Genomic DNA, 23,550 nt, shown 5'->3' on the forward strand with positions numbered 1-23,550 from the left:
ATGCCGCAGTCAGCGACATGTTCGTGCCCCTCTGTCGGAAGCCTGAGAGACTCGCGCAGCCGGAACCCTGTCGACCACGCTTACACCTTCGGCGCGGGGATCGCTCCCCGACTTTCCAGAGTGTCTTGACCCGTCTACGGTTCTTTTGCCTGAGAGATTTCGGGCGATTTCCCCTTCGGCGTCCGCCCCGGTTCTATCCGGTTTGGATCTCTCCCGCAGACAGGCAGGGCTTCTGCCCTCGACGGCTGGAAACTAGCGCAGACGGATGTGTTTGTCACCTGCCATAACGCGGGCCGTGACCCTGGCATGATGGTTTCTGTGCACAATACACCGGGGGTTCGCATCTGCTGTTTATCAGCCTGCACCCGCTGCGCGGGCAAGATCGGCCTCGATCTGGGTGACGAGCCGGTTCGTCTCGTCCTGAAGTTTGCGGATACGCTTGAGATTGGCCGAGACGGCATTGACGAGCTCGGAGCGGCTTTCGTCCGCCGGTGAGACGCCCACGCCATGGAGAAGCCATGAGAGGCTTACATTCAGGACGCCTGCTAGCATGGCCAGGCGATTGGCGCGGGGCTGCGAGCGGTCGCTTTCCCAGGCCTGTATCGTGGCGGCCTTCACGCCAAGGCGGCGGGCGAGTTCGGAGACCGAGAGGCCAACGGCGTCGCGTGCTCTGGAAAGACGGCCGCCCATCGTGTCGCGGTCGGGTGAATCTGTATAGATGTGTGCGGTGTCCTGCACCGGTCGGCACCTCCGTTTTTTCTGTCGAGCATCTTTGGCTGGATGACCCGTCTGATGACGGGATTTCTCGGTCGAGCATGCCGGAAGTGACGCGCCGGCACAACCTTGTGCCGGCGTATCGATTGGGGTGCAGCTGAAAAGCGTTTTTATGGCAGCGTGTTAGACGAAGAATGTAAGAAGATGATTCATCGGCTTCACGTATTGATTCAGGATCGCCGGGGTTCAGGTCAGCCGGCCGCGAGGCGCTTTGCGTGCCAGGCGAGGTGGTCATCCATGAATGTCGAGATGAAGAAGTAGGAGTGGTCATAGCCCTCACGCATGTTGAGCGTGAGTGGAATGCCAACCTTCTCGCAGGCCTTCTCGAACAGCCATGGGCGCAGACCTTCGTCCAGAAAGCTGTCCGCCGTACCCTGATCAATCAGGAATTCGGGAAAGCGTGCGCCATCGGCAACGAGCGCGCAGGCGTCGTGTCCGCGCCATGCGGCTTCGTCCGTTCCCAGATATTTCTCCAGCGCCGGTTTCGACCAGCCCGCCGTCGAGGGCTCGACGATGGGGGCGAAGGCGGAGCAGCTCCTGAAACGCTCGGGATTTTTAAGCGCGATGGTCAGCGCGCCATGGCCACCCATGGAATGCCCGAATATGCCCTGGCGATCCATGTCCGCCGGGAAGTTTTCGGCGATCAGTGCCGGCAGTTCCTCGGTGATGTAGGAATACATGCGGTAGTTTTTGGCGAAGGGCTCCTGCGTGGCGTCCACATAGAAGCCTGCGCCCTTGCCGAACTGCCAGTTGTCCGCCTCGTCAGGCACGTCATCGCCGCGCGGGCTCGTGTCCGGGCAGACCACGATCATGCCAAGCTCGGCGGCCATGCGGCGGTATTCGCCCTTGTCCATGACATTGGCATGCGTGCAGGTCAGGCCTGACAGATACCACAGGACCGGGCAGCGGCCGCTGGCTGCCTGCGGCGGCACGAACACGGCGAAGGTCATGTCGCACTGGCAGGTCTTGGAAGTGTGGCTGTAAACGCCCTGGACGCCGCCATGAGAGCGGGCGGTGGAGACGGTTTTCATGAGGTCAGTCCCTGTTTTCTTTCAAAGCGCGGCGCACGGTGCGGTCGAGCGCCTGCAGGAAGTCGGAGCGGTCGCGGGCGGTGAAGCCGGGATTGTATCCCTTGATCTCGCCGGATTCGCGCAGATCCTGCTTGAGGTTGCGCATGGCAACGGCCATGCCGATGGTTTCAGGCGTGAACGGGCGGCCGGTGGGGCCGAGCACATGCACCTCCCGCTCCACCAGGCGCGCGGCCAGCGGCACATCCGCCGTGATGGCGATGTCGCCGGCCACGGCATTCTCCACGATCCAGTCGTCGGCGGCGTCGGCGGTGCCGGGCACCACCACATGCCGAACCACGGGATCCCGTGAAGGGCGCAGCCCGCCATTGGAGACAAAGACGATGACAAGCCCGTGCCGCTCGGCGACACGGGCTGCTTCCGGTTTCACCGGACAGGCGTCTGCATCCACATAGATGGTCGACAAGGTGATAGCCTCAGTAGACCACCACGGAGCGGATGGATTCGCCCGCATGCATGAGGTCGAAGCCCTTGTTGATCTCGTCCAGCGACAGGGTGTGCGTGATCATCGGGTCGATGTCGATTTTGCCTTCCATGTACCAGTCGACGATCTTGGGCACATCCGTGCGGCCGCGCGCGCCGCCAAAGGCAGTGCCTTTCCAGGTGCGTCCGGTGACCAGCTGGAAGGGACGGGTGGAGATTTCCTGACCCGCACCGGCCACGCCGATGATGATGGACTCGCCCCAGCCGCGATGCGCGCTTTCCAGCGCCTGACGCATGACATGGACATTGCCCGTGCAGTCGAACGTGTAGTCCGCGCCGCCTATCTGGTCCGCGCCGCGCTGGGTCAGGTTGACGAGATATGGAACGATGTCCTCGCCGACTTCTTTCGGATTGACGAAATGCGTCATGCCGAATTTCTCGCCCCATTCCTTCTTGTCGTTGTTCAGGTCCACGCCGATGATCATGTCGGCGCCGGCAAGCCGGAGACCCTGAATCACGTTGAGGCCGATGCCGCCGAGGCCGAAGACGATGGCCGTCGAGCCGATCTCGACTTTTGCCGTGTTGATGACCGCGCCGACGCCTGTGGTCACGCCGCAGCCGATGTAGCAGATCTTGTCAAAGGGGGCGTCCGGATTGACCTTGGCAACTGCGATTTCCGGCAGCACGGTGAAGTTCGAGAAGGTCGAGCAGCCCATGTAGTGGTGCAGTTTCTCGCCGTTCAGCGAGAAACGGCTCGTGCCGTCCGGCATCAGGCCCTGGCCCTGGGTGGAGCGGATGGCGGTGCACAGATTGGTCTTCTGCGACAGGCAGGACGGGCACGCGCGGCACTCGGGCGTGTAAAGCGGGATCACGTGATCGCCTTTCCTGAGGCTTGTCACGCCGGGGCCGACATCGACCACGACGCCAGCGCCTTCATGGCCAAGAATCGCCGGGAAAATGCCTTCGGGGTCCGCGCCGGAGAGGGTGAACTCATCCGTATGGCAGATGCCGGTCGCCTTCACCTCGATCAGCACTTCGCCTTCGCGTGGACCTTCGAGGTCGACCTCCATGATTTCAAGTGGTTTTCCTGCCTGAACGGCAACAGCGGCGCGGGTTTTCATGGACAATTCTCCTGCAAGTCCGGAATCTACGACGAAAGTCTCGGGCGAAAGTTTCAGGAATTGTTATGTCCCGCAAGCCCGAACCGGCCATAGGATGACGCAATCTGACAAACCCGCTTCGCACGCGACAATTGTGTGAAATGCTTGAGCGGGAGCATGCAAAGCCATAAAACAGAAACAACGTCGCTCGTGGGGGGAAACACCGTTCATGTTCAAGAAGATACTCGTCGCCAATCGCGGTGAAATCGCCTGCCGGGTCATGAAGACAGCGAGGAGGATGGGCATCGCCACCGTTGCGGTCTATTCCGACGCGGATGCGGATGCCGTGCATGTGGAGATGGCGGACGAGGCGGTGCATATCGGCCCGGCCGCCGCCAGTCAGAGCTATCTTCTCGGCGACCGGATCATCGCTGCCTGCAAACAGACAGGCGCGGAGGCCGTGCACCCGGGCTACGGTTTTCTGTCCGAGAATGCTGCTTTCTGTGAGAAGCTCGAAGCAGAGGGCATTGTCTTCATCGGTCCAAAGCCGAAGGCCATTCAGGCCATGGGCGACAAGATCACCTCCAAGAAAATCGCCGCAGAGGCCGGTGTTTCCACGGTCCCCGGTTTCATGGGGCTGATCGAAGATGCCGAACATGCGGTGAAGATTGCCGGTGAGATCGGCTATCCGGTGATGATCAAGGCGTCCGCAGGCGGTGGCGGCAAGGGGATGCGCATCGCCTGGCACGATGAGGAAGCGCGCGAAGGTTTTGCGCGGTCCAGATCGGAGGCGGCGTCATCCTTTGGCGATGACCGGATTTTTATCGAAAAGTTCGTGGAAGAACCGCGGCACATTGAAATCCAGGTGTTGGCCGATGCACAGGGCAACTGCCTCTACCTCGGCGAGCGCGAGTGCTCCATACAGCGCCGCAACCAGAAAGTCGTGGAGGAGGCGCCGTCGCCCTTCCTGGATGCCGAGACGCGCGCGGCCATGGGGGCGCAGTCGGTGGCGCTGGCAAAAGCCGTTGATTATCAGAGCGCTGGCACGGTCGAGTTTATCGTCGACAAGAACCGCAATTTCTATTTTCTGGAAATGAACACGCGCCTTCAGGTGGAGCATCCGGTGACCGAGCTTGTCACCGGCATCGACCTGGTGGAGCAGATGCTGCGGGTGGCGGCAGGCGAGGCGTTGTCCTTCGGTCAGGAGGACATCAAGCTCAATGGCTGGGCCGTTGAAAGCCGCATCTATGCAGAAGACCCGGTGCGTAATTTTCTGCCCTCCATCGGCAGGCTGACCCGCTACCGACCGCCGGAGGAGGGGCGTTTTGGCGATGCCGTGCTGCGCAACGACACGGGGGTAACGGAGGGGTCGGAAATTTCCATGTTCTACGATCCCATGATCGCCAAGCTCTGCACCTGGGCGCCCGAGCGGCTGGACGCGATCAACGCGATGAGCGAGGCACTGGACCGTTTCGTGATCGACGGGATCGAGCACAACGTTCCGTTCCTCGCGGCTCTGATGAGCCATCCGCGCTGGCGCGAGGGGCGTCTGTCGACCGGTTTCATCGCGGAGGAGTTTCCCGACGGGTTTGCACCGCCATCGCCGATGGCAGCCGAGCGCACGGTGCTGGCTGCTGTGGCGCTGGCCGTCGAGCTTCTGCGGCGTGATCGTCTTGACCGGCTGACTGGCCGTCTTGCACCGCATTCGGGCGAACTGAAGCGCGACTGGGTGGTGCGGCTGGACGATGACTATCTGTCCGTCAGCCTTGTCGAGGGCATGATCTCGATCCCGCTGGAAATGGACATACGCATTGGCGATGCCGACCCGGTGACCGTGCGCTCGTCCTGGCGTCCGGGTGAGCCTGTCTGGGAGGGCGAGGTTAATGGCCGCACGGTTGCGGTTCAGGTTCGGCACATCCTGAATGGTGTGAGGCTTGCATGGCAGGGCGTCTCTGCCGATGCTCGCGTTATGCTGCCGCGTATCGCCGAGCTTGACCGGTTGATGCCCGTGCGCGAAGCGCCTGATACGTCGAAGATGCTGCTTTGCCCGATGCCCGGGCTGGTCGTGTCCATCGCCGTTGCCGAGGGGCAGGAAGTCAAGGCGGGTGAAACCCTCGCCGTTGTCGAAGCGATGAAAATGGAGAATGTCCTGCGCGCCGAGCGCGACGGGATGGTGGCAAAGATCAATGCCGCGCCTGGCGACAGCCTCGCCGTGGATGCGGTCATCATGGAATTCGAATAGGAGCCTTCCCAAAATGGCGGAGAACGAAAAGCGGGCAGCGGTGCTGTTCGACCTCGACGGCACGCTGACGAACCCGTTCGCCGGCATTTCCAACGGAATCCGCCACGCGATGGAAAAGATGGGGCACAGGCGCCCGACGATGATGCCATCCGCTCCCATATAGGGCCACCATTGCAGGTGACCTTTGCCGCCTTTCTCGAGACGGACGACGAGGCACGCATCTGGGAGGCTGTGGGGCACTACCGCGAGCGTTATCAACGGGTTGGGAAATTCGAGAACGAGATCATACCAGGCATCAAGGACGTGCTCGCTCATTGCGTGGAGTCGGGGTATTTCCTGTCGCTTGCGACATCTAAGCTGGAGTCTTACAGCCGGGACATTCTCGCTCATTTCGGCCTTTCGGAATATTTCGATGCGGTCCATGGCTCAGCACCCGATGGTACCAATGCCGACAAGGCTGACCTGATCCGGCATATTCTGGCAAGCGAGCCGATTGAGGCTGCCAATGCCGTGATGATCGGTGACCGACTGCACGATGTTGCCGGCGCCAGGGCAAACGGGGTGCCCGCAATCGGTGTGTTGTGGGGCTTTGGTGACAGAGCTGAACTGGAAAAGGCGGGCGCGTTGGCCGTCGTCGAGCGGCCTTCAGACCTTGCCTCTGCCATTGAGGGCGTTCTCGCCGCTGAGCCGATCTTACCTTCATAAAGCCGTGTGCTGCCGCCTGCGGGCCTTTACCCGTTCAGCTCGATGCGGAACAATAAGGCGTTGAGTCTTCAGAAACCGAGCGGCAGCAGTTCATGGCGAGCGACAGGCGTTTGCGCGATCCGATCTTCGCGGCAGCGGAGCGTGAGAAAAACAGGCCCGAGCGCCCCTTCATCCATCTGAGGGTGCACTCGGCCTATTCGCTGCTCGAAGGTGCGTTGCCGCTTGGCAAGATCATCGGCCATGCGCTGAAGGACGAAGCGCCGGCCATCGCCATCACCGACACCAACAATCTGTTCGGCGCGCTTGAGTTCTCGCAGAAAGCTTCCAAGGAAGGGCTGCAGCCGATCGTCGGCTGTCAGCTTGATTGTGCGTTTGAGGATGCGCTGGCGGAAAGCCGCCGCGGCAACAGTCGAAAGGGCGGTTCCCAATATGAGCCGCTGGTTCTGATTGCCGCGACCGGGGAAGGCTACTCCAATCTCGTCCGACTGGTTAGCCGGGCCTATCTGGAAAACGAGCCAGGTGCGGCCACCCACATCACCACCGAATGGCTGACCGAGCTTTCCGGAGGCATTATCTGCCTGAGCGGTGGTCCGCGTGGCCCGATTGGGGCTGCGCTGAAGGCCGACCGCCCGGAGGTGGCCGAGCAGCGTCTTCTGTTCCTGAAAGAGTGTTTTGGCAACCGGCTCTATGTGGAGCTGGAGCGTTTTGAAGGCTATGACCGGGCCCTGGAGGCGGCCGCTGTCGAGCTTGCCTACAAGCATGAATTGCCGCTGGTTGCCACCAATGAGGCGTTTTTCCCCGCCCGTGACGACTTTGAGGCTCATGACGCGCTGATCGCCATCGCCGAAGGCGCGGTCATCGCCATGGATGATCGTCGGCAACTCACGCCGGACAATTATCTGAAGAGCCAGGCCGAAATGGCACGGCTCTTTTCCGACCTGCCCGAGGCCATCGACAACACCATCGAGATCGCCCGGCGCTGCTCCTATTTTACGCAGACGCATCCGCCGATCCTGCCGCGCTTTACGGGGGCCGACGCCGCCGACGCCGAGGCCGCTCTTCAAGCCGAAGCCGATGAATTGCGGCGGCAGGCTCATGAGGGGCTGGAACGCCGGATCGAAACGCAGGGGCTGGCGGAAGGTTACACGCGCGAGACCTATGTGGAACGGCTCGATTACGAGCTCGGCATTATCGAACGCATGAAGTTTCCGGGCTACTTCCTGATCGTTTCGGACTTCATCAAATGGGCCAAGGCGCAGGACATTCCCGTGGGACCGGGACGTGGTTCGGGTGCCGGCTCGCTGGTGGCCTATGCGCTGACGATTACGGATGTGGATCCGCTGCGGTTCTCGCTGCTGTTCGAGCGCTTTCTCAATCCCGACCGCGTGTCGATGCCCGACTTCGATATCGATTTTTGTCAGGACCGCCGCGAAGAGGTGATCCGCTACGTGCAGGAGAAGTACGGCCGCGATCAGGTGGGGCAGATCATCACCTTCGGTACGCTGCAGGCCCGCGCCGTGCTGCGCGATGTCGGTCGCGTGCTGCAGATGCCCTACGGACAGGTGGACAGGCTCTGCAAGATGGTACCGTCCAATCCGGCCAATCCGACACCATTGCCGAAGGCCATCGAGGACGAGCCGCGTTTTGCCGAGGAGGTGGAGAAGGAGCCGATTGTCGGTACGCTTCTCGACTATGCCCAGAAACTCGAGGGCCTTTACCGCCACGCCTCCACACACGCCGCCGGCATCGTGATCGGTGACCGGCCGCTGTCGGAACTGGTGCCGATGTATCGAGACCCGCGGTCCGACATGCCGGTCACCCAGTTCAACATGAAATGGGTCGAGCAGGCGGGACTGGTCAAGTTCGACTTTCTTGGCCTGAAAACGCTGACGGTTCTGGAAACGGCGGTGAAGCTCATTCGCCGGCGCGGGATCGAGATCGACCTGTCGCGCATTCCGCTGGACGATCCGGACACTTACGCCATGCTTTCGCGCGGTGAGACAGTCGGCGTGTTCCAGGTAGAATCGGCGGGCATGCGCAAGGCGCTGATCGGCATGAAGCCGGACCGCGTAGAGGACATCATCGCCCTTGTGGCGTTGTATCGTCCCGGTCCGATGGAGAACATTCCCACCTACAATGCGCGCAAGCATGGTGAAGAGGAGATTGCCTCGATCCATCCCAAGATCGACCACCTGGTAAAGGAGACGCAGGGCGTTATCGTCTACCAGGAGCAGGTGATGCAGATCGCGCAGGAGCTCGCCGGCTACACGCTCGGACAGGCCGATCTTCTACGTCGTGCGATGGGCAAGAAGATCCGCGCCGAAATGGAAAAGCAGCGGGGCATCTTCGTGAAGGGGGCGACCGAGCGCGGCGTTTCCAAACAGCAGGCCGATTTCATTTTCGACCTTCTGGCCAAGTTCGCCGACTACGGCTTCAACAAGTCGCATGCGGCCGCCTATGCCATCGTCTCTTATCAGACGGCCTATCTGAAGGCGCATTACCCGGTCGAGTTCCTGGCCGCGTCCATGACATACGACATGGCCAATACGGACAAGCTCAACGACTTCCGGCGCGACGCCATGCGGCTCGGTATCGAGGTGGTTTCGCCTTCGGTTCTGACATCGCATCGCCCGTTCGAAGTGGGCGAGAACAGGATTTATTATGCCCTGGCCGCGATCAAGGGCGTTGGCGACGCTGCGGTCGAGCACATCGTCGAAAAACGCAACGAGAAGCAGTTCGAGAGCCTTGAGGATTTCTGCGCCCGCATTGACCCGAAGATTGTTGGAAAGCGCGTCTTCGAAAGTCTCATCCAGGCCGGTGCTTTCGACTGTTTCGGACACGATCGCGCGGCTCTCTTTGGCGGCATCGACCGATTGATGGGCATGGCAGCACGCGCTGCGGAAGATGCCGCGATGGGGCAGGGCGACATTTTCGGGATGTCGGGTGGCGGCGAGCCACAGACAATACACCTGCCGACGGTCGAGCCATGGCCGGCTGCCGACAAACTTCACCGCGAGTTCCAGGTTGTCGGCTGTTATCTCTCGGCGCATCCGCTGGATGAATATGCAGAGATTCTGGAAAAGATGCGGGTGCAGAACTGGGGGGATTTCCAGGCTGCCGTGAAGCGTGGTGCCAGTGCCGGCCGCCTTGCCGGCACCGTTACGTCCAAACAGGAACGGCGCACGCGCACCGGCAACAAGATGGGCATCATCCAGCTTTCCGATGCTACGGGACAGTATGAGGCGGTGTTGTTCTCCGAGGCACTGGCGCAGTACCGCGACCTTCTGGAAGCAGGCTCCTCGGTGGTGATCATGGTGGGCGCAGAGAACAGGCCGGAAGGCGTCAATCTTCGTATCCAGGCCGTGCAGTCCCTGGAGGAAGAGGCCTGCCGCATGCAGAAGGCGTTGCGCATCTATCTGCGCGACCCGAAGCCGCTGGCCGCAATCTCATCGCAACTGACACAGCGCGGTGACGCCCAGGTCAGCCTCGTCGTCATCAAGGAAGGCGGGCAGGGCGAGATCGAGGTCGGTCTGCCCAACCGATACCGCATTTCGCCACAGATCGCTGCCGCCATGCGGGCGGTCCCCGGGGTCGTCGAGGTCGAACTCGTTTAGAGTCAGGACCTCGGCTGGCGGGCGAAATGTTCTGCAACTTCTGATCGTTGTTTTGTGCGGCATTTGTGATTAGAAGGCCCGATTGTTTGATTCATATTCGAGGATTTTGTTGTGACTTCTTTGAAAACGGCGGCCGCGAGCCGTGAAGCGCCTGATCACCTCGGGTTTTCCTTCACCGGACGGGCGCTGGAGTATTTCGGTATCTGGATTGTCAACCTTTTGCTGTCGATCATTACGCTTGGAATCTACACCGCCTGGGCGAAGGTGCGGCGTCTGCGCTATTTTTACGGAAACACCTGGCTCGACGGCCACAATTTCGAGTATCACGCCCGTCCGGTCAAAATCCTGATCGGGCGCATTATCGTCGTGGCGCTTCTGGTCGCCTATAATCTCCTGGTCAGCATTTCCCCGATTTTCGGCCTCCTGATCATTCTTTATCTGCTGGCTTTTCCCTGGCTCCTCAACAAGTCCATGGCGTTCAACGCGCGGATGACCAGCTATCGCAATGTGCGGCTCAATTTCCGTGGGTCCTATTGGGGCGCGTTTCTGGCATTCGTGATCATGCCGATCGTGGCGCTCCTGACGGCGGGCCTGCTCTTCCCTCTCGCTTCCAAGCTGTCCAACGACTATATCGGCCGTCATCTTGGATATGGTTCGGCCCGGTTTGAAACACGGGCGCCACTCAAGGCTCTCTATGGCAATCTGGGTGCGACGATCCTGTTCGTCATCATGGTCACCCTGGTGTGTGCCGGGATCGGTTTTCTCGTCGGTTCATCGCTTGTCACCGCTGGAAACATGATGCAGGGCGGTGGTGACGAACTCCTGGATGTGCTGACCTTCGGGCCGGTCACCGGGGCACTCATCGGCGGGTATATCGCGCTCGCGCTTGCCTATCTTTTCTATGCCGCAGGTGTGCGCAATATCGCTTATAATCATACCGTTCTGGACGGTCAGCATCACCTGACTTCCAGTGTGAACCGTATGCGTTATGTGTGGATTCTGGTTTCAAACCTGTTTGCCACGATCCTGTCCCTCGGGCTTCTGCGGCCCTGGGCCGCGATCCGCACGTGGCGCTATCTGGTGAGCAGCACGGGTCTTCTGGCCGCGGGACCGCTCGATCATTTCGTCGACGAAGCCGCACCTGAAGGCAATGTGGGCGCGGCAGAGTTTTTCGATATCGAAGGTATCGATTTCGGGCTTTAGCCCGGTGCGCCATGCGGTGGCGCGGGGAACGGTCGGATCATGATTGACGGACGCTATTTTCCGCCAGGGTCATCACGCGCTGTCGCGGCCAGCCTCGCCGGCGGGCCGGGGCGGCTCGCGCTGAAACGGGAAGACGAGCCGCAGGCGCAGGCGGTGGTTCTGATGTCGGTCTCCGATCCCCTGGCCGGCGTTCCACGCAAGCTCACATTTGCCGATGGCGGCGTTTTTGAAGCGCCGCTTGAAGCCGATGTGGATGGTTTCCTGAACATGGGCGGGAGCTTCTTTGCGCGTCTGACAAGGCTCGAGGCCAATCTCGGTCTGGTGGCTGCAGCGGCTGTTGTCACCATCGGCCTCGTATTTGCGATTTACCGGTTCGGTATTCCGCTTCTGGCATCCGGTGCTGCGGCGATCACGCCACCGCCCATCGTGGCCGCGATGGACCGCGGGACGCTGGAAACGGTGGACCGGGTGGTCTTCTCTCCATCGGAACTGGACGAGGGACGAAAGCAAGAACTGCAGGCCATGTTCGATGAACTGGCAGGTTTTGCGGACGATGCGGGGCCGGCGCTGAAACTGCAGCTGCGCCGGGGCGGTGCCATCGGTGCGAACGCGCTGGCGCTGCCTGGCGGAACGATCGTCGTTACCGACGAGCTTGTCGCGCTTGCGGCATCTGACGACGAGATCGCCGGCGTGATTGCGCATGAGATTGGCCATGTACGCGAACGACACTCGCTGCAGCAAATCTATCGGGTTTTGGGAATCGGCTTCATGGTCGGCCTGATTGGCGGTGACGCGAGCCAGTTGGTAGACGATGTGGTGACACAGGCGAGTGCGCTGCAGACACTCGTCTATTCTCGCGAGTTTGAGACCCATGCCGATCTTTACAGCGTTGCACTCATGGCCCGGGCGGGGCGCGATCCACTCGCGTTCGTGGATCTGCTTGACCGGATCGTGAGGGCGGCCGGTGGCTCAGATGAAACCGGCTGGCTGGCGACACATCCAGGCACCAAGGACCGGCGTGAGGCCGTCCGCAAGCGCGTTAAGGAACTTGGTGAGGCAGGGGAAACGGCCAGAAACTGACTGTGCCCGTGCCGCGCCGTCCATCTCAGTCGTCACCGTCTCGCTGTGGCGGTCCAGCCTTTCCGTGACCGAACGTGTAGCCGGTTTCCACCGCCTGTTTGCCGAATTTTTCACGCAGGCTGTCCATGGCGCCTTCGGCAAGTGCACGCTTGTGGGAAAGACGGTCGACCAGATCGGGCGGGTCGGCCTTGGCCGCATCCGTCAGGTCACTCACACCGATGCCGAGGAGGCGAAAGCGTGTGCCATCGATTTCGCGCTTCAGCAGGTCGAGGCCGGTGTGGAAGATGCGGTCGGCCAATCGCGTCGGATCGCCCAGCTGCCGGTTGCGCGTACGGATGCGGAAATCGGTGGTTTTGAGCTTGAGGACGATCGTGCGTCCGGCGATGTCGGCCTTCTTGAGGCGGGCGGATACGCGTTCGGAGAGCGCGCGCAGCACCGGCACCAGGTCTTCGGCGCGGGACAGATCGACATTGAACGTGGTTTCGGAGGAGACGCTTTTTGCCTCGCTGCGCGGTTTCACGCTGCGCTCGTCCATCCCGCGCGAGAGGTGGTAAAGGCGGTCTCCCATCGTGCCATAGCGACGCATCAGATCGTTGCGTTCCATGGTCTGTAGCTGGCCGATCGTGTGCAGCCCGTCTCTGGCGAGCGTAGCGGTAAAGGCTTTGCCCACGCCCCAGATCAGGGTGACGGGCTGCCGGGAAAGAAAGAAGAATGCTTCCGCTTTACCAATCACCGAAAAGCCTCTCGGCTTGTCGATATCAGAGGCGACCTTGGCCAGGAATTTGCAGTAGGAAAGACCAACCGAGACTGTAATGCCGACCTCTTCTTCCACTTGGCGCGCAAAGCGGGCGAGCACCATGGCGGGAGGCGCGCCGTGCAGTTTTTCCGTGCCGGAAAGATCGAGAAAGGCTTCGTCGATGGACAGCGGCTCGACCATGGGGGTGAGCACTTCCATCATCGAGCGGACCTGTCGTCCCACTCGGACGTATTTTTCCATATCCGGCTTGATCACCACTGCTTCAGGGCAGGCTTCCAGTGCCTTGAACATGGGCATGGCCGAGCGCACCCCGTTGATGCGGGCGATATAGCACGCGGTCGAAACCACCCCCCTTTTTCCACCGCCAATGATGACGGGCCTGTCGCGCAGCTCCGGATTGTCACGCTTCTCGACGGCGGCGTAGAAGGCGTCGCAATCGATATGTGCTAGGAACAGATTCTCCAGTTCCGCATGTGCAAGCATGCGTGGGCTGCCGCACGACCGGCAACGCTTGGACGCAGTCTGCGCCGGGGTCAGGCAGTCACGGCAAAGGCCGTGCGGGAGGGCGTTGACAGGCATGGTATATCATGTGAACATAAAGTGAACATGCATCTTACTGGAAATGGCATCGGGGCACAAGCTGCGGTGTGGAGGAGGCTGAGGTGAGCTATCAAGTCGCGCCTCTGTCGCCGGAGTTGTGGCCGGCGTTCGAGGATCTGTTTGGCAGGCAGGGGGCCTGCTATGGATGCTGGTGCACGCATTTTCGCCTGCCGCCGGCCGTGCGGCGCGAGAACAACCGCGAGCGTAACAAAGACCACATAAAGGCGCGGATCGAGGCTGGTCCGCCTCCCGGACTTCTTCTGGTTGAGGGCGGTCGCGCCGATGGCTGGATGCAGATCGGCCCGCGCGGCGACGTTCCTGAGTGGAACAACAGGGGGCGTGTTTCGGCGCCCGTGGAGGATGGCGATGACCGGGATTCGACGGTCTGGGCAATCTCCTGCTTTTTCCTGCGTCCTTCAGCGCGCCGTAAAGGGCTGTCGCACCACTTGGTGGCCGCCGGGATCGAGTACGCCCGAGTTGAGGGAGCCCGTTTTCTGGAAGCCTGTCCGATAACCCACTCCAGGGATACGCGCTCCATTGGCCTCTTTGTCGGATCGACGCGGGTTTTTGAGAGGGCGGGATTTGAAGCGGTTCTGGAGCGTAAGGCAGGGCGCCCGCTGATGCGGTTTATCCTGTGACACCGCGTGCCATGCGGTGCCGCGGTTACACCAGGACGGACACGCGGCGATTTAGAGCTTTAGCGAGCGGGCGATTTTTTCGCCGGCCTCTTTCCAGTGCTCTACCACCGTTATCCCCTGCGGGATCGGAGGCATGAGCGCGCGGACGGAATTGTCGGCCATGAGGTGAAAAAGATGCGCGTCCACGACCGTGTCGCGTACGGAGACGAGGTTGTAATACATGTCATCGACGAAGGCGACGGGGCGCGGATGGTCGCCACGCAGGCGCTTGATCGCGGGGCCCTTGGCGCGTTCAGTGGTCAACAGCGGATAGCGCATTTCAAACTGGTCGAGCAGGGCGCGGCGTGTCTGCCGATAGCGGTGCGGCATGGCGGTAAGGAGCACCACCTGGCTCGCCCTGGACAGGCGTGCAATGGTTTCCGAAGCGTCTTCGGCGAGCTTCTGCCAGTCGTGCTGGACCTCGAAGAACGCATCAACAAGCTGAGCGACCGTTTCATTGTCCACGCGCTGACCGGATGAAAGGTCGGCTACGTTTCCGTTCAGGCCAAAGCTCTCCAGCTTCAGTTCAAAGCCACGGGTGCGCAGATATTCCGGAAACGGCCTGATGAATTCCAGGATCACATCGTCCACATCGAGCACAAGCAGGGGCTGGTTGCTGAGTGAAAGCTCATCAATCTGCCGGGCGGTTTCCGGGTCAATCGTCATATGTCGCTGTCCAAAGTCGTGTCAGGGCTGAATGTCGTAGGACGTGTTGCCGTGGGGCAGGGCGGAGGGTGCCTGCGCCACAATCCGGGGAGCAATGCCGTTTTCCTCGGAAAAGCGCAACAGGGTCGGTTCATGTGCAAGGATGAATTGCAGAACACCGGTCAGAAATCCTGGTTCAGCAGCGGCGGCGCGGATCTGGTTTGCCTCGATACCGGTGAGGGAGAGAAACCGCGGCAGGAGCTGGTCGTCTGCGGCTATGAATGCCAGGGCGGAAACGGCTATGGCTTCGGCTTCCTCTCGTTGCATGGTCCTTCTCTCCAATCGATGTCAGGAATGGTCCGCGGCATTTTCCGTGAGACGAATTGCGCGCAAATCCAGGGCCGCTATGCTGTAAAGCTACGATTCGCGGGCGCCCATTACCGATTCATAAATCAAATCGTGCAAGGGTGGCGTCTGAAATTTCGCTGTCTGACGTGCTCCCGGCAGGGCCGGGTCAAATGCGAAGGCAGCGGGGTTGAGTGGGACGGGGTGTGATGTCGAAGAAAGTCATGATCGTCGAAGACAACGAGCTCAACATGAAGCTCTTTCGCGATCTCATCGAGGCGAGCGGTTACGATACGGTGCGCACCCGTGATGGGTTGCATGCGCTGGAGCTCGCGCGTGAGCACCGCCCCGACCTGATCCTGATGGACATTCAGTTGCCGGAGGTTTCCGGACTTGAGGTCACGAAATGGCTCAAGCAGGACGATGACCTGCACACCATTCCTGTCATCGCGGTAACGGCCTTTGCCATGAAAGGCGATGAGGAGCGCATCCGCCAGGGCGGCTGCGAAGCCTATATCTCCAAGCCGATTTCCGTGCCGAGTTTCATCGAAACGATCAAATCCTATCTGGGGGATGCCTGATGCTGCGGACGGCTTCCCGAAGCCCTTCGTGAGGAGCCGGTCATGACCGCGCGCATTCTGGTTGTCGACGACGTCCCGTCCAATGTGAAGCTTCTCGAAAGCCGGTTGCTGGCGGAGTATTTCGAGGTTGTCTGTGCGCATAGCGGTGCGGAAGCCCTGAAAATCTGTGCCGGCGGCAAGGTGGATGTCGTTCTGCTGGACGTCATGATGCCCGGGATGGATGGCTTCGAGGTTTGCCGCAGGCTCAAGTCAAATGCCGCCACACAGCATATTCCCGTTGTGATGGTGACAACGCTGGGCGAAACATCCGACCGCGTGCGGGGGCTGGAAGCGGGTGCCGATGACTTTCTGTCCAAACCCGTCGATGACCTTCAATTGGTGACACGGGTGAAAAGCCTCGTGCGGCTGAAAATGCTGACGGATGAACTGCGGCTGCGGACGGAGACAGCGGAGAACGCCGGTTTCGAGCCGGGACTGGAGGAGGATCGGCGCGATTTACCCGCCATCCTGCTGATTGACGAGGCTCCCCATTCGTCCGCTGCGATGGCGGCCATGCTGCGGGGGCATTTTTCTCTTGATGTGGAAGACGATCCGCAGGCCGGTCTCTTTCGCGCCGCCGAAGGTGGTTATGAATGCGTTCTCGTGACCTCCAGCTACGCGACCTATGATCCGCTGCGGCTCTGCGCCCAGTTACGCGCGCTGGACCGCACCCGGTTTCTGCCGGTGATGCTGGTGGTCGACCAGGACGAGGGGGCGATGGTCGCGCGGGCGCTGGAACTCGGGGTGAATGATTACATCGTTCGTCCGGTTGACCAGCAGGAGCTTCAGGCTCGCCTGCGCACGCAACTGCGCCGCAAGCGCTACAATGACCGCCTGCGCTCGAGTGTCAGCCAGAGTTTTCGGATGGCCGTGACAGACCCTCTGACGGGGCTTCACAACCGCCGCTATCTCGACGCGCATCTGCCGAAGCTTCTGGCGCGGGCCGTTGCGCGTAGGCGCCCCCTGTCGGTGATGATGGCCGACATAGATCTCTTCAAGGCGATCAACGATCGCTGGGGGCACCCGAGCGGCGATGATGTGCTGCGCGAATTCGCCGACCGCTTGCGTCAGAACATCCGGGGCATCGATCTGATCTGCCGTTTCGGGGGGGAAGAGTTCGTTGTTGTAATGCCGGATACCGAGCGTGACATGGCCGAAATGGTGGCAGAGCGTCTGCGGGTTGCCATAGCGAGCGAGCCCTTCACGGTCGATGGCGGCAAGAACGCGATCGCCGTTACAACCAGCGTCGGTGTGGTCGGTTGTGCGGGGGGCAATGGCGACCCCGCCGATCTTCTGAAGCACGCCGATGCCGCGCTCTACGATGCGAAAAGCAAAGGGCGCAATCGCGTGGTGGCCTCTGCGGCCTGAGGCCGGGGTATGCCCATATCGTGAATGCGCGCGGCAGACAGGCGCCGTGCCCCGTGTGCCTGGATCACACCACTGCCAGCGCACGGGTAGTCGTGCAGCACGAAAGAGTGATGACCCACTCCACCAATTAGGGGCTGACGAAACGCAAGGCGCACGCCATATTTAACCCTAACGTCAGGGAGTTGGCGGGAATGGTTAAGTAAGTGTTGATTTTCTGACCGCCCTGCGCAAATCTCTCGACCGACAGGGGCGGGCTTCAGGGCATGGCGTTTATCGCCGGGCTGCCGCCTCGAGATACCCCATGATGCTCAGGTCCGCCGCATCTCCTGGGTCCGTGGGGTTGGCCGGCCGGCGCTGGTTTATAGTGGCCTCCTCGTACCGCTGCCAGTTTGCCGACCGGCCCCCGATTTCTTCCCGTCGAACAGGCATTTTCAACCTGCATGGCTGGCCGATCGTTCCGGACGGCCTTCAAAGCTTATGGGTTCGGAGCATCTTGCAGACAGGTGGATACACCTGGCGTCCGCATAGATGTGGAGAAGCAGACAGATGGAGCGCAATGGCGTTTCCGTGAAACGGCAAGCTGCCTCAGGAACACAAACAAAAACGCCGCCCGAGGGCGGCGTTCCGATAAGGCACGGCGAAACCGTATCTATTTGATCTTGGTTTCCTTGAACTCCACATGCTTCTTGGCAATGGGGTCGTATTTCCGCTTGGTCATCTTGTCGGTCATCGTGCGGCTGTTCTTCTTCGTGACGTAGAAGAAGCCCGTGTCCGCCGTCGACTGGAGCTTGATCTTGATGGTCGTGGCCTTCGCCATGTCTGTCGTCCGTTTCTGGTGGTTTATCGGTCGCGCGAAAGCAGAATCTCTCCACCAGCGCTTATAGAGTCTGGCGGACACATAAAGGGAACTCGCGGAAAGTCAAGCCGGGGTGTGCGAGAGATGGACGCTCGTGCGACGCAACCGGCCTGTCTTCCCACCTCCGTCACAAATGCCAAAAGCCGAAGAGGCTGAAACCTTGGTCGCTGATCTCAAAGGTTCGTCCGCTACAGGGTTTGATGAGAGATTGGTTCTGGAATGTTCGGTGTTCCGCGCTGATTGCTGCGGGAATGTTATTTTTGTATAAATTTATTAAGAAATAGTTTTTCCCAAAATTATGGGAAATATAATATGAAAATATTTATTAAGCCATCAAGATTTAAATTTATAAGCAGTCTTTCCTTGATCTGCTGCAAGGCCTTTGCCTTTTTGGCTGTCCTTTTTGGAATGCTGGGCGGTGATGCGCCTGCTCAAACTCTGCCTGATTTTGGAACGTGCGATTCCCGCATGTGGCTGTCACAGGGAAGTCGGACCAGTCTCAACGCAATCAATACCTCAACGAATCCGTTCACTTTTGTGAATCAAGGAAGTGTGACCTTCCCATATAATGGCACTGCCTTTAATCCCGTGGATAATTATGGATATGCGGTGAATAATGGATCTCCAATACTTTATAGGATTGGATCTAATACGGCGACTGAAAATCTTGGGACAATATCTGGTGTGCCATCTACTTTAAGAGTTAATACTGGTGAGATATCTGATGATGGATCATATTATGTGTATGGCAGAACGCATGATAGATATATATATAAAGTAGATATTCCTACCAAGACAGCTACAAGAATTACTTTAAGTAGAAGTGTTTTTCTCTCAGATATGGCGTGGTCGAATGGACTTCTTTATTCCAAGGAAGGGAACTCACGCCAACTCATATCCATCAATCCTGTGACAGGAGCGGTTACCAATGTCGGTGATACCGGGCTCTCCGCAAGCAGCGTCTTTGGGGCAATGTTCGGTGCACCCAATGCCGTGTATGGCTCGGGGAATGCTGGAGAGGGCTTCTATGAATTTGATCTGACCTCAGGCCGGGCAACACGCATTTCGAATTCCCCGGGTTCGTCAGTCAATGATGGTATGAAGTGCGCAACCACGAAGCTCAGTTTCCCCGCGGACATCTCAATTTCGAAGACGGATGGCCAGGAGGCTTATACGCCGGGCGAAGACGTGACCTATCAGATACTGGTGACGAATAACGGTCCATTTGGCGCGACCGATATCGGAGTGGATGATCCTCTGCCGGCTGGAATCACATCGGCGAGCTGGACGTGTACCGGTTCCGGCGGGGGCACTTGTGATGTTACGAGCGGAACCGGCGAGCTCGACAATGAGACGGTCAGTCTTCCGGTAGGAGGGACGGCAACCTACAACTATACAATGTCCGTACCTTCGGATTTTTCTGGCGACCTGACCAATGTGGCGAGGCTGAGGCTTCCCGACACGATCATAGACAATACTCCGCCTGACAATAACGATAGCGACACTGACCGCGAAGCTTCGGTGTCGATTGTCAAGGAGGCAACGCATGACGACGCCAATGGTAACGGCAAAGCTGATATTGGTGAGGTAATCAACTACGACTTTATAGTTGAGAATACTGGCGACGTCCCGCTGACCAACATTGAGGTGACAGATCCAAAGGCGACGATCTCAGGGAGCCCTATCGCGTCCCTGGCGGCGGGAGGTGTCGATTCGGAGTCTGTGAAGGGGGTCTACGAGATCACCGAAGCAGATCTGGTAGCAGGCAGCGTTGACAACGTCGCCTCGGCAAACGCGAAGGATCCGGATGGTGACGATGTCACCAAACAATCCCGCCCACCAGATGGTGAAGAGGGTGATTCAACGAGCATCGAAACGCCGCTGGAGGGTGACTACGACTTCGTCAAGGAAGCCGAGCATATCGACGCGAACGGCAATGGATTGATCGATGCCGGGGAAGTTATCAGCTACCAGTTTATCGTTGAGAATACCGGCAATGCTCCGCTTACCAATATAGAGGTGACGGATGCACGGGCGGATGTGACAGGCAGCCCACTCGCCGGCCCGCTGGGCCCCGGTGAGAAGGACGACGAGAGCGTTAAGGGGAGCTACGTCGTCACGCAGGCGGATATCGATGCGGGTGATCTCGACAATGTCGCCTCGGCGAACGCAAAGCTGCCCAATGGCGACGATCTGCCCAAGGATTCGCGTCCACCCGATGGGGACGAGGGGGATCCGACCAATCCACCCGGTGGGCTGGACAAGGTGTCCGACTACGACTTCGTTAAAGAAGCGGAGCATGACGACGCCAACGGGAACGGGGTGATCGATGCCGGTGAGGTGATCACCTACAATTTCACGGTGGAGAACACGGGCAACACGACGCTGACCGATGTTGAGGTGACGGATTCGAAAGCGACGATCACGGGCAGCCCGATCTCAATCCTAAGGCCTGCCGAGGTCGACGATGAAACTGTGAAGGGCACGTACACGGTGACCCAGGCTGATGTTGATGCCGGCGGCGTGGACAATGTTGCAGATTCGCGCGGGAAAGATCCCGACGGCGAGGACATTGATCGTCAGTCGCGTCCGCCATCGGGCAATCCCGGCGACCCGACCCCACTACCTATCGAGCCGAATGGCGACTACGACTTCGTCAAGGAAGCCGAGCATATCGACGCGAACGGCAATGGATTGATCGATGCCGGGGAGGTGATCAGCTACCAGTTTATCGTTGAGAACACCGGCAATGTTTCGCTTACCAATATAGAGGTGACGGATGCGCGGGCGGATGTGACAGGCAGCCCACTCGCCGGCCCGCTTGGCCCAGGTGAGACGGACGACGAGAGCGTTAAGGGGAGCTACGTCGTCACGCAGGCTGATATCGATGCGGGCGATCTCGACAATGTCGCCTCGGCGAACGCAAAGCTGCCCAATGGCGACGACCTGCCTAAGGATTCGCGTCCACCCGATGGGGACGAGGGGGATCCGACCAATCCACCCGGTGGGCTGGAAACAGTGTCCGACTACGATTTTGTCAAAGCAGCGGAGCACGACGACGCCAACGGGAACGGGTTTGCCGATGCAGGCGAGGTGATCAACTACACGTTTACGACCGTGAACACGGGAAACACGACACTGACAGACATTGCCGTGACCGATGACAAGGCAGAGATTACCGGTAGTCCCATAGCCTCTCTAGCGCCTGGCATGAGCAATTCCGATGTCAAGGGTACGCATGTCATCACCCAGGACGACATTGATGCAGGCTCATTTTCGAACACGGCAACTGCGGTAGGCAAGGACCCCAAGGGTGAGGATGTAGTCAAAGAGGCGCGTCCTCCAGATGGTGAGCCGGGTGACTCGACGGTCATTCCATTTGCCACAAACCCGGCGGTGGAGCTCGAACTGGTGAGCGAGTGGACGGACACGAATGGAAACGGGTTTCCGGATCCCGGTGAGCCGGTGGTGTATTCATTTCTGGTCCGGAACACTGGCAATGTGACACTGGAGAATCTTTCGATTGCTTCGCTTGATCTGGAGACGGAGGGTGGAGGGGTACCCGCGAAATCCATACCTGTTCCGAACGGTACGATTGCTAGTCTGCCACCGTCCGGTGAGCATGATTCCCTGCCCAGCGTTTCCTATCCTTTGACGCAGGCCGATATTGACGCTGGCGGTGTTGTTGCAAAGACGAGCGTTAATGGACAGGCACGCGATGGCACCCCGGTGACGGACGCGTCTGACGATCCGGTTGAGACTGCTGACATCGATACTGAAGATGATGGTGAGCCGGATGATCCCACGCCCACCCCTCTGCCGCAAGTTGCTGCTCTAGGGCTGGAGAAGACCGGAGTGTTTCAGGTTGAGGGCCGGCTTGCGGAGCCCGGCGACACCATTGTCTACACGCTGACCGCGATCAATGAGGGCAATGTAACCGCGTCCAATGTCACGCCTGCCGACCCAGGGCCGTGGTTCGGCGGGCTGCCTGGTAGCGGATCGCTATCATCATTCTCTCCGCCCACTGCCGACCTTGGAGCGACTGAAAGCGCAACGTTCACCGCGACATACACCGTGACGCAGGCTGATATCGATGCAGCACAAGGGCTAGAGGACGGTATCAAGAACTCGGCAACGGTTTCTGGTTCCGGTCCGGAAGGGCAGCCGGTGCTTTCCCCCGTGGCGGAGGCTGCAGTGGACCTGCCTGGCTATGCGATAAGCAAAATGACGCCGCTGGCGGAGGTTCGTCGGGGTGGCCGCGTACCCTATACGATCAATGTGAAGATGCTCGGTTCCGTTGGCGAAAGCGCGGTCAACATTATCGATATGACGCCCTCCGGCCTGACTTTCGTGCGGGGAACCGCCATGCTCGACGGCAGTGCGGTCGAACCCAAAGTGGATGGGCGGAAGCTGACATTCGAGAATGTTACGCTGCCGACCGACGAGGCGATCGTTATCGAGCTTGATCTCGCAGTAACGGGAGCTGCGAAACCTGGCGAGTATGTAAATCAGGCGTGGGTGGAGACGCCCGATGGCACCATGGTGTCGCGCGTTGCGGCCGCTGTAGTGGAAGTGGTGGTGGAAGCGCTGTTCGATTGCGGCGATATTCTGGGCAAGGTGTTCGACGACAGGAACCGCAACGGGTATCAGGACAAGGGTGAGCCGGGGCTGCCGGGCGTGCGAGTTGCGACGGTGAAAGGGCTTCTGCTCACGGCGGACGACCATGGGCGCTTCCATGTGGCCTGTGCGGATCTTCCCGACCAGAGGATCGGCACGAGCTATATCATGAAACTTGATTCGCGTTCGCTGCCATCGGGGTATCGTCTGACGACGGAGAACCCGCGCGTTGTCCGGTTGACAGCCGGTAAGGCATCGGAATTCCTTTTCGGTGCGTCCATCGGCCGGGTGGTTCGGCTTGATCTCACCGATGCGGCTTTCGTTGAGGGTACCCAGGAGCTGTTGCCTGAATGGGAGGAGCGGATCATGAAGATGATCGTGCTTCTCGACCAGGAACCTTCCGTATTGCGCCTGGTCTATTCAGGGTCTGAGGGAAGCAAGCGATCAGCGCAGAAGCGCCTGCGGGAAATCCGCAGGAAGATCGCCGCAGAGTGGCGAAAGACCGGGCGCGGATACCGTCTTGAGATCGAGACGAGACTCGGGACCGAAGCCACGGCGCGTTCCAAGCAGATGAGGGCACTCGAGCGCAGGTAGTTCCCCTCAAAGTTGGCGGCGTGCGCTGTTCGGGCCGTCGCCAACTGTAACGATACCTTTTCGCAACTGACACGTCGCGTTTGTCTGTCCCAGTGCTCGGACAGTCCGTTGCCGCCTTTGCGCGCGATCTCTGAGTCTCCCGTTTCCGCGTCTGGCCGAGGACGGCCCAATCAGAAACCGAACCGTGGACGATGGTATGACGAGGCCTGTCATGTTCAAAAAGCTCCAGACAATCTTGCTTC

At 59.8% G+C, this 23,550-nt stretch carries 18 protein-coding genes and 1 riboswitch; of the genes, 10 read left to right on the forward strand and 8 right to left on the reverse strand.

Annotation, left to right across the window (positions count from 1 at the left end; genetic code table 11):
- Positions 1-127: 127 nt before the first annotated feature.
- Positions 128-226: riboswitch (glycine riboswitch) on the reverse strand.
- Between the two features lie 128 nt (positions 227-354).
- From JCM21793_RS11185 to JCM21793_RS11200, 4 genes are all read right to left on the reverse strand, one after another.
- On the reverse strand, positions 355-738 hold the full coding sequence (locus JCM21793_RS11185; protein ID WP_007008199.1) for a helix-turn-helix domain-containing protein: 384 nt from the start codon (positions 736-738) through the stop codon (positions 355-357).
- A 227-nt stretch (positions 739-965) separates the two neighbouring features.
- Positions 966-1,805, reverse strand: a complete 840-nt coding sequence (fghA, locus tag JCM21793_RS11190) for an S-formylglutathione hydrolase (RefSeq protein ID WP_025030425.1) — start codon at positions 1,803-1,805, stop codon at positions 966-968.
- Between the two features lie 4 nt (positions 1,806-1,809).
- Positions 1,810-2,274: a YaiI/YqxD family protein gene (locus JCM21793_RS11195; RefSeq protein WP_036540168.1), complete on the reverse strand. Its 465-nt coding sequence runs from the start codon at positions 2,272-2,274 to the stop codon at positions 1,810-1,812.
- A 4-nt stretch (positions 2,275-2,278) separates the two neighbouring features.
- On the reverse strand, positions 2,279-3,406 hold the full coding sequence (locus JCM21793_RS11200) for an S-(hydroxymethyl)glutathione dehydrogenase/class III alcohol dehydrogenase (RefSeq protein ID WP_025030427.1): 1,128 nt from the start codon (positions 3,404-3,406) through the stop codon (positions 2,279-2,281).
- A gap of 208 nt (positions 3,407-3,614) precedes the next feature.
- Between JCM21793_RS11200 and JCM21793_RS11205 the strand changes: the two genes are divergently transcribed.
- The 6 genes from JCM21793_RS11205 to JCM21793_RS11225 all read left to right on the forward strand — a co-directional run bounded on the left by JCM21793_RS11205 (position 3,615) and on the right by JCM21793_RS11225 (position 12,229).
- Entirely contained in the window at positions 3,615-5,627 is a 2,013-nt protein-coding gene (locus JCM21793_RS11205; RefSeq protein ID WP_025030428.1) for an acetyl-CoA carboxylase biotin carboxylase subunit, read from the forward strand.
- A gap of 13 nt (positions 5,628-5,640) precedes the next feature.
- On the forward strand, positions 5,641-5,790 hold the full coding sequence (locus JCM21793_RS30260) for a hypothetical protein (RefSeq protein WP_244439728.1): 150 nt from the start codon (positions 5,641-5,643) through the stop codon (positions 5,788-5,790).
- Positions 5,791-5,804: 14 nt separating this feature from the next.
- On the forward strand, positions 5,805-6,332 hold the full coding sequence (locus tag JCM21793_RS25395) for an HAD hydrolase-like protein (RefSeq protein ID WP_244439729.1): 528 nt from the start codon (positions 5,805-5,807) through the stop codon (positions 6,330-6,332).
- Positions 6,333-6,424: 92 nt separating this feature from the next.
- Complete coding sequence (gene dnaE / locus JCM21793_RS11215; protein ID WP_025030429.1) at positions 6,425-9,946, forward strand: DNA polymerase III subunit alpha; 3,522 nt, start codon at positions 6,425-6,427, stop codon at positions 9,944-9,946.
- A gap of 111 nt (positions 9,947-10,057) precedes the next feature.
- Entirely contained in the window at positions 10,058-11,149 is a 1,092-nt protein-coding gene (locus tag JCM21793_RS11220) for a YjgN family protein (protein WP_244439730.1), read from the forward strand.
- 39 nt (positions 11,150-11,188) lie between these two features.
- Complete coding sequence (locus JCM21793_RS11225) at positions 11,189-12,229, forward strand: M48 family metallopeptidase (RefSeq protein ID WP_025030431.1); 1,041 nt, start codon at positions 11,189-11,191, stop codon at positions 12,227-12,229.
- A gap of 25 nt (positions 12,230-12,254) precedes the next feature.
- On the opposite strand, the gene JCM21793_RS11230 is transcribed toward JCM21793_RS11225, so the two are convergent.
- Positions 12,255-13,565, reverse strand: a complete 1,311-nt coding sequence (locus JCM21793_RS11230) for a DNA polymerase IV (protein WP_036540157.1) — start codon at positions 13,563-13,565, stop codon at positions 12,255-12,257.
- A gap of 83 nt (positions 13,566-13,648) precedes the next feature.
- Between JCM21793_RS11230 and JCM21793_RS11235 the strand changes: the two genes are divergently transcribed.
- Entirely contained in the window at positions 13,649-14,224 is a 576-nt protein-coding gene (locus tag JCM21793_RS11235; RefSeq protein ID WP_025030433.1) for a GNAT family N-acetyltransferase, read from the forward strand.
- A gap of 51 nt (positions 14,225-14,275) precedes the next feature.
- On the opposite strand, the gene JCM21793_RS11240 is transcribed toward JCM21793_RS11235, so the two are convergent.
- Positions 14,276-14,929 (reverse strand): hypothetical protein, encoded by a 654-nt coding sequence (locus JCM21793_RS11240; protein WP_025030434.1) that lies wholly within the window; start codon positions 14,927-14,929, stop codon positions 14,276-14,278.
- Positions 14,930-14,950: 21 nt separating this feature from the next.
- Entirely contained in the window at positions 14,951-15,235 is a 285-nt protein-coding gene (locus tag JCM21793_RS11245) for a DUF3572 domain-containing protein (RefSeq protein ID WP_007008187.1), read from the reverse strand.
- A gap of 227 nt (positions 15,236-15,462) precedes the next feature.
- On the opposite strand from JCM21793_RS11245, the gene JCM21793_RS11250 reads away from it, so the two are divergent.
- Together JCM21793_RS11250 and JCM21793_RS11255 are read left to right on the forward strand one after the other, a co-directional pair.
- On the forward strand, positions 15,463-15,834 hold the full coding sequence (locus JCM21793_RS11250; protein ID WP_007008186.1) for a response regulator: 372 nt from the start codon (positions 15,463-15,465) through the stop codon (positions 15,832-15,834).
- 42 nt (positions 15,835-15,876) lie between these two features.
- A complete protein-coding gene (locus JCM21793_RS11255) occupies positions 15,877-17,241 on the forward strand; it encodes a PleD family two-component system response regulator (protein ID WP_025030435.1) in 1,365 nt (454 codons plus the stop codon).
- Positions 17,242-17,890: 649 nt separating this feature from the next.
- On the opposite strand, the gene rpmG is transcribed toward JCM21793_RS11255, so the two are convergent.
- Positions 17,891-18,058: a 50S ribosomal protein L33 gene (rpmG, locus tag JCM21793_RS11260; RefSeq protein ID WP_007008183.1), complete on the reverse strand. Its 168-nt coding sequence runs from the start codon at positions 18,056-18,058 to the stop codon at positions 17,891-17,893.
- A 351-nt stretch (positions 18,059-18,409) separates the two neighbouring features.
- On the opposite strand from rpmG, the gene JCM21793_RS11265 reads away from it, so the two are divergent.
- Positions 18,410-23,308, forward strand: coding sequence for a DUF11 domain-containing protein (locus JCM21793_RS11265; protein ID WP_081784692.1), 4,899 nt, complete (start codon positions 18,410-18,412; stop codon positions 23,306-23,308).
- The last annotated feature ends 242 nt before the right edge of the window (positions 23,309-23,550 follow it).

Origin of the sequence: Nitratireductor aquibiodomus NL21 = JCM 21793 (genome assembly GCF_000615975.1) — a bacterium.
Lineage (GTDB): Bacteria > Pseudomonadota > Alphaproteobacteria > Rhizobiales > Rhizobiaceae > Nitratireductor > Nitratireductor aquibiodomus.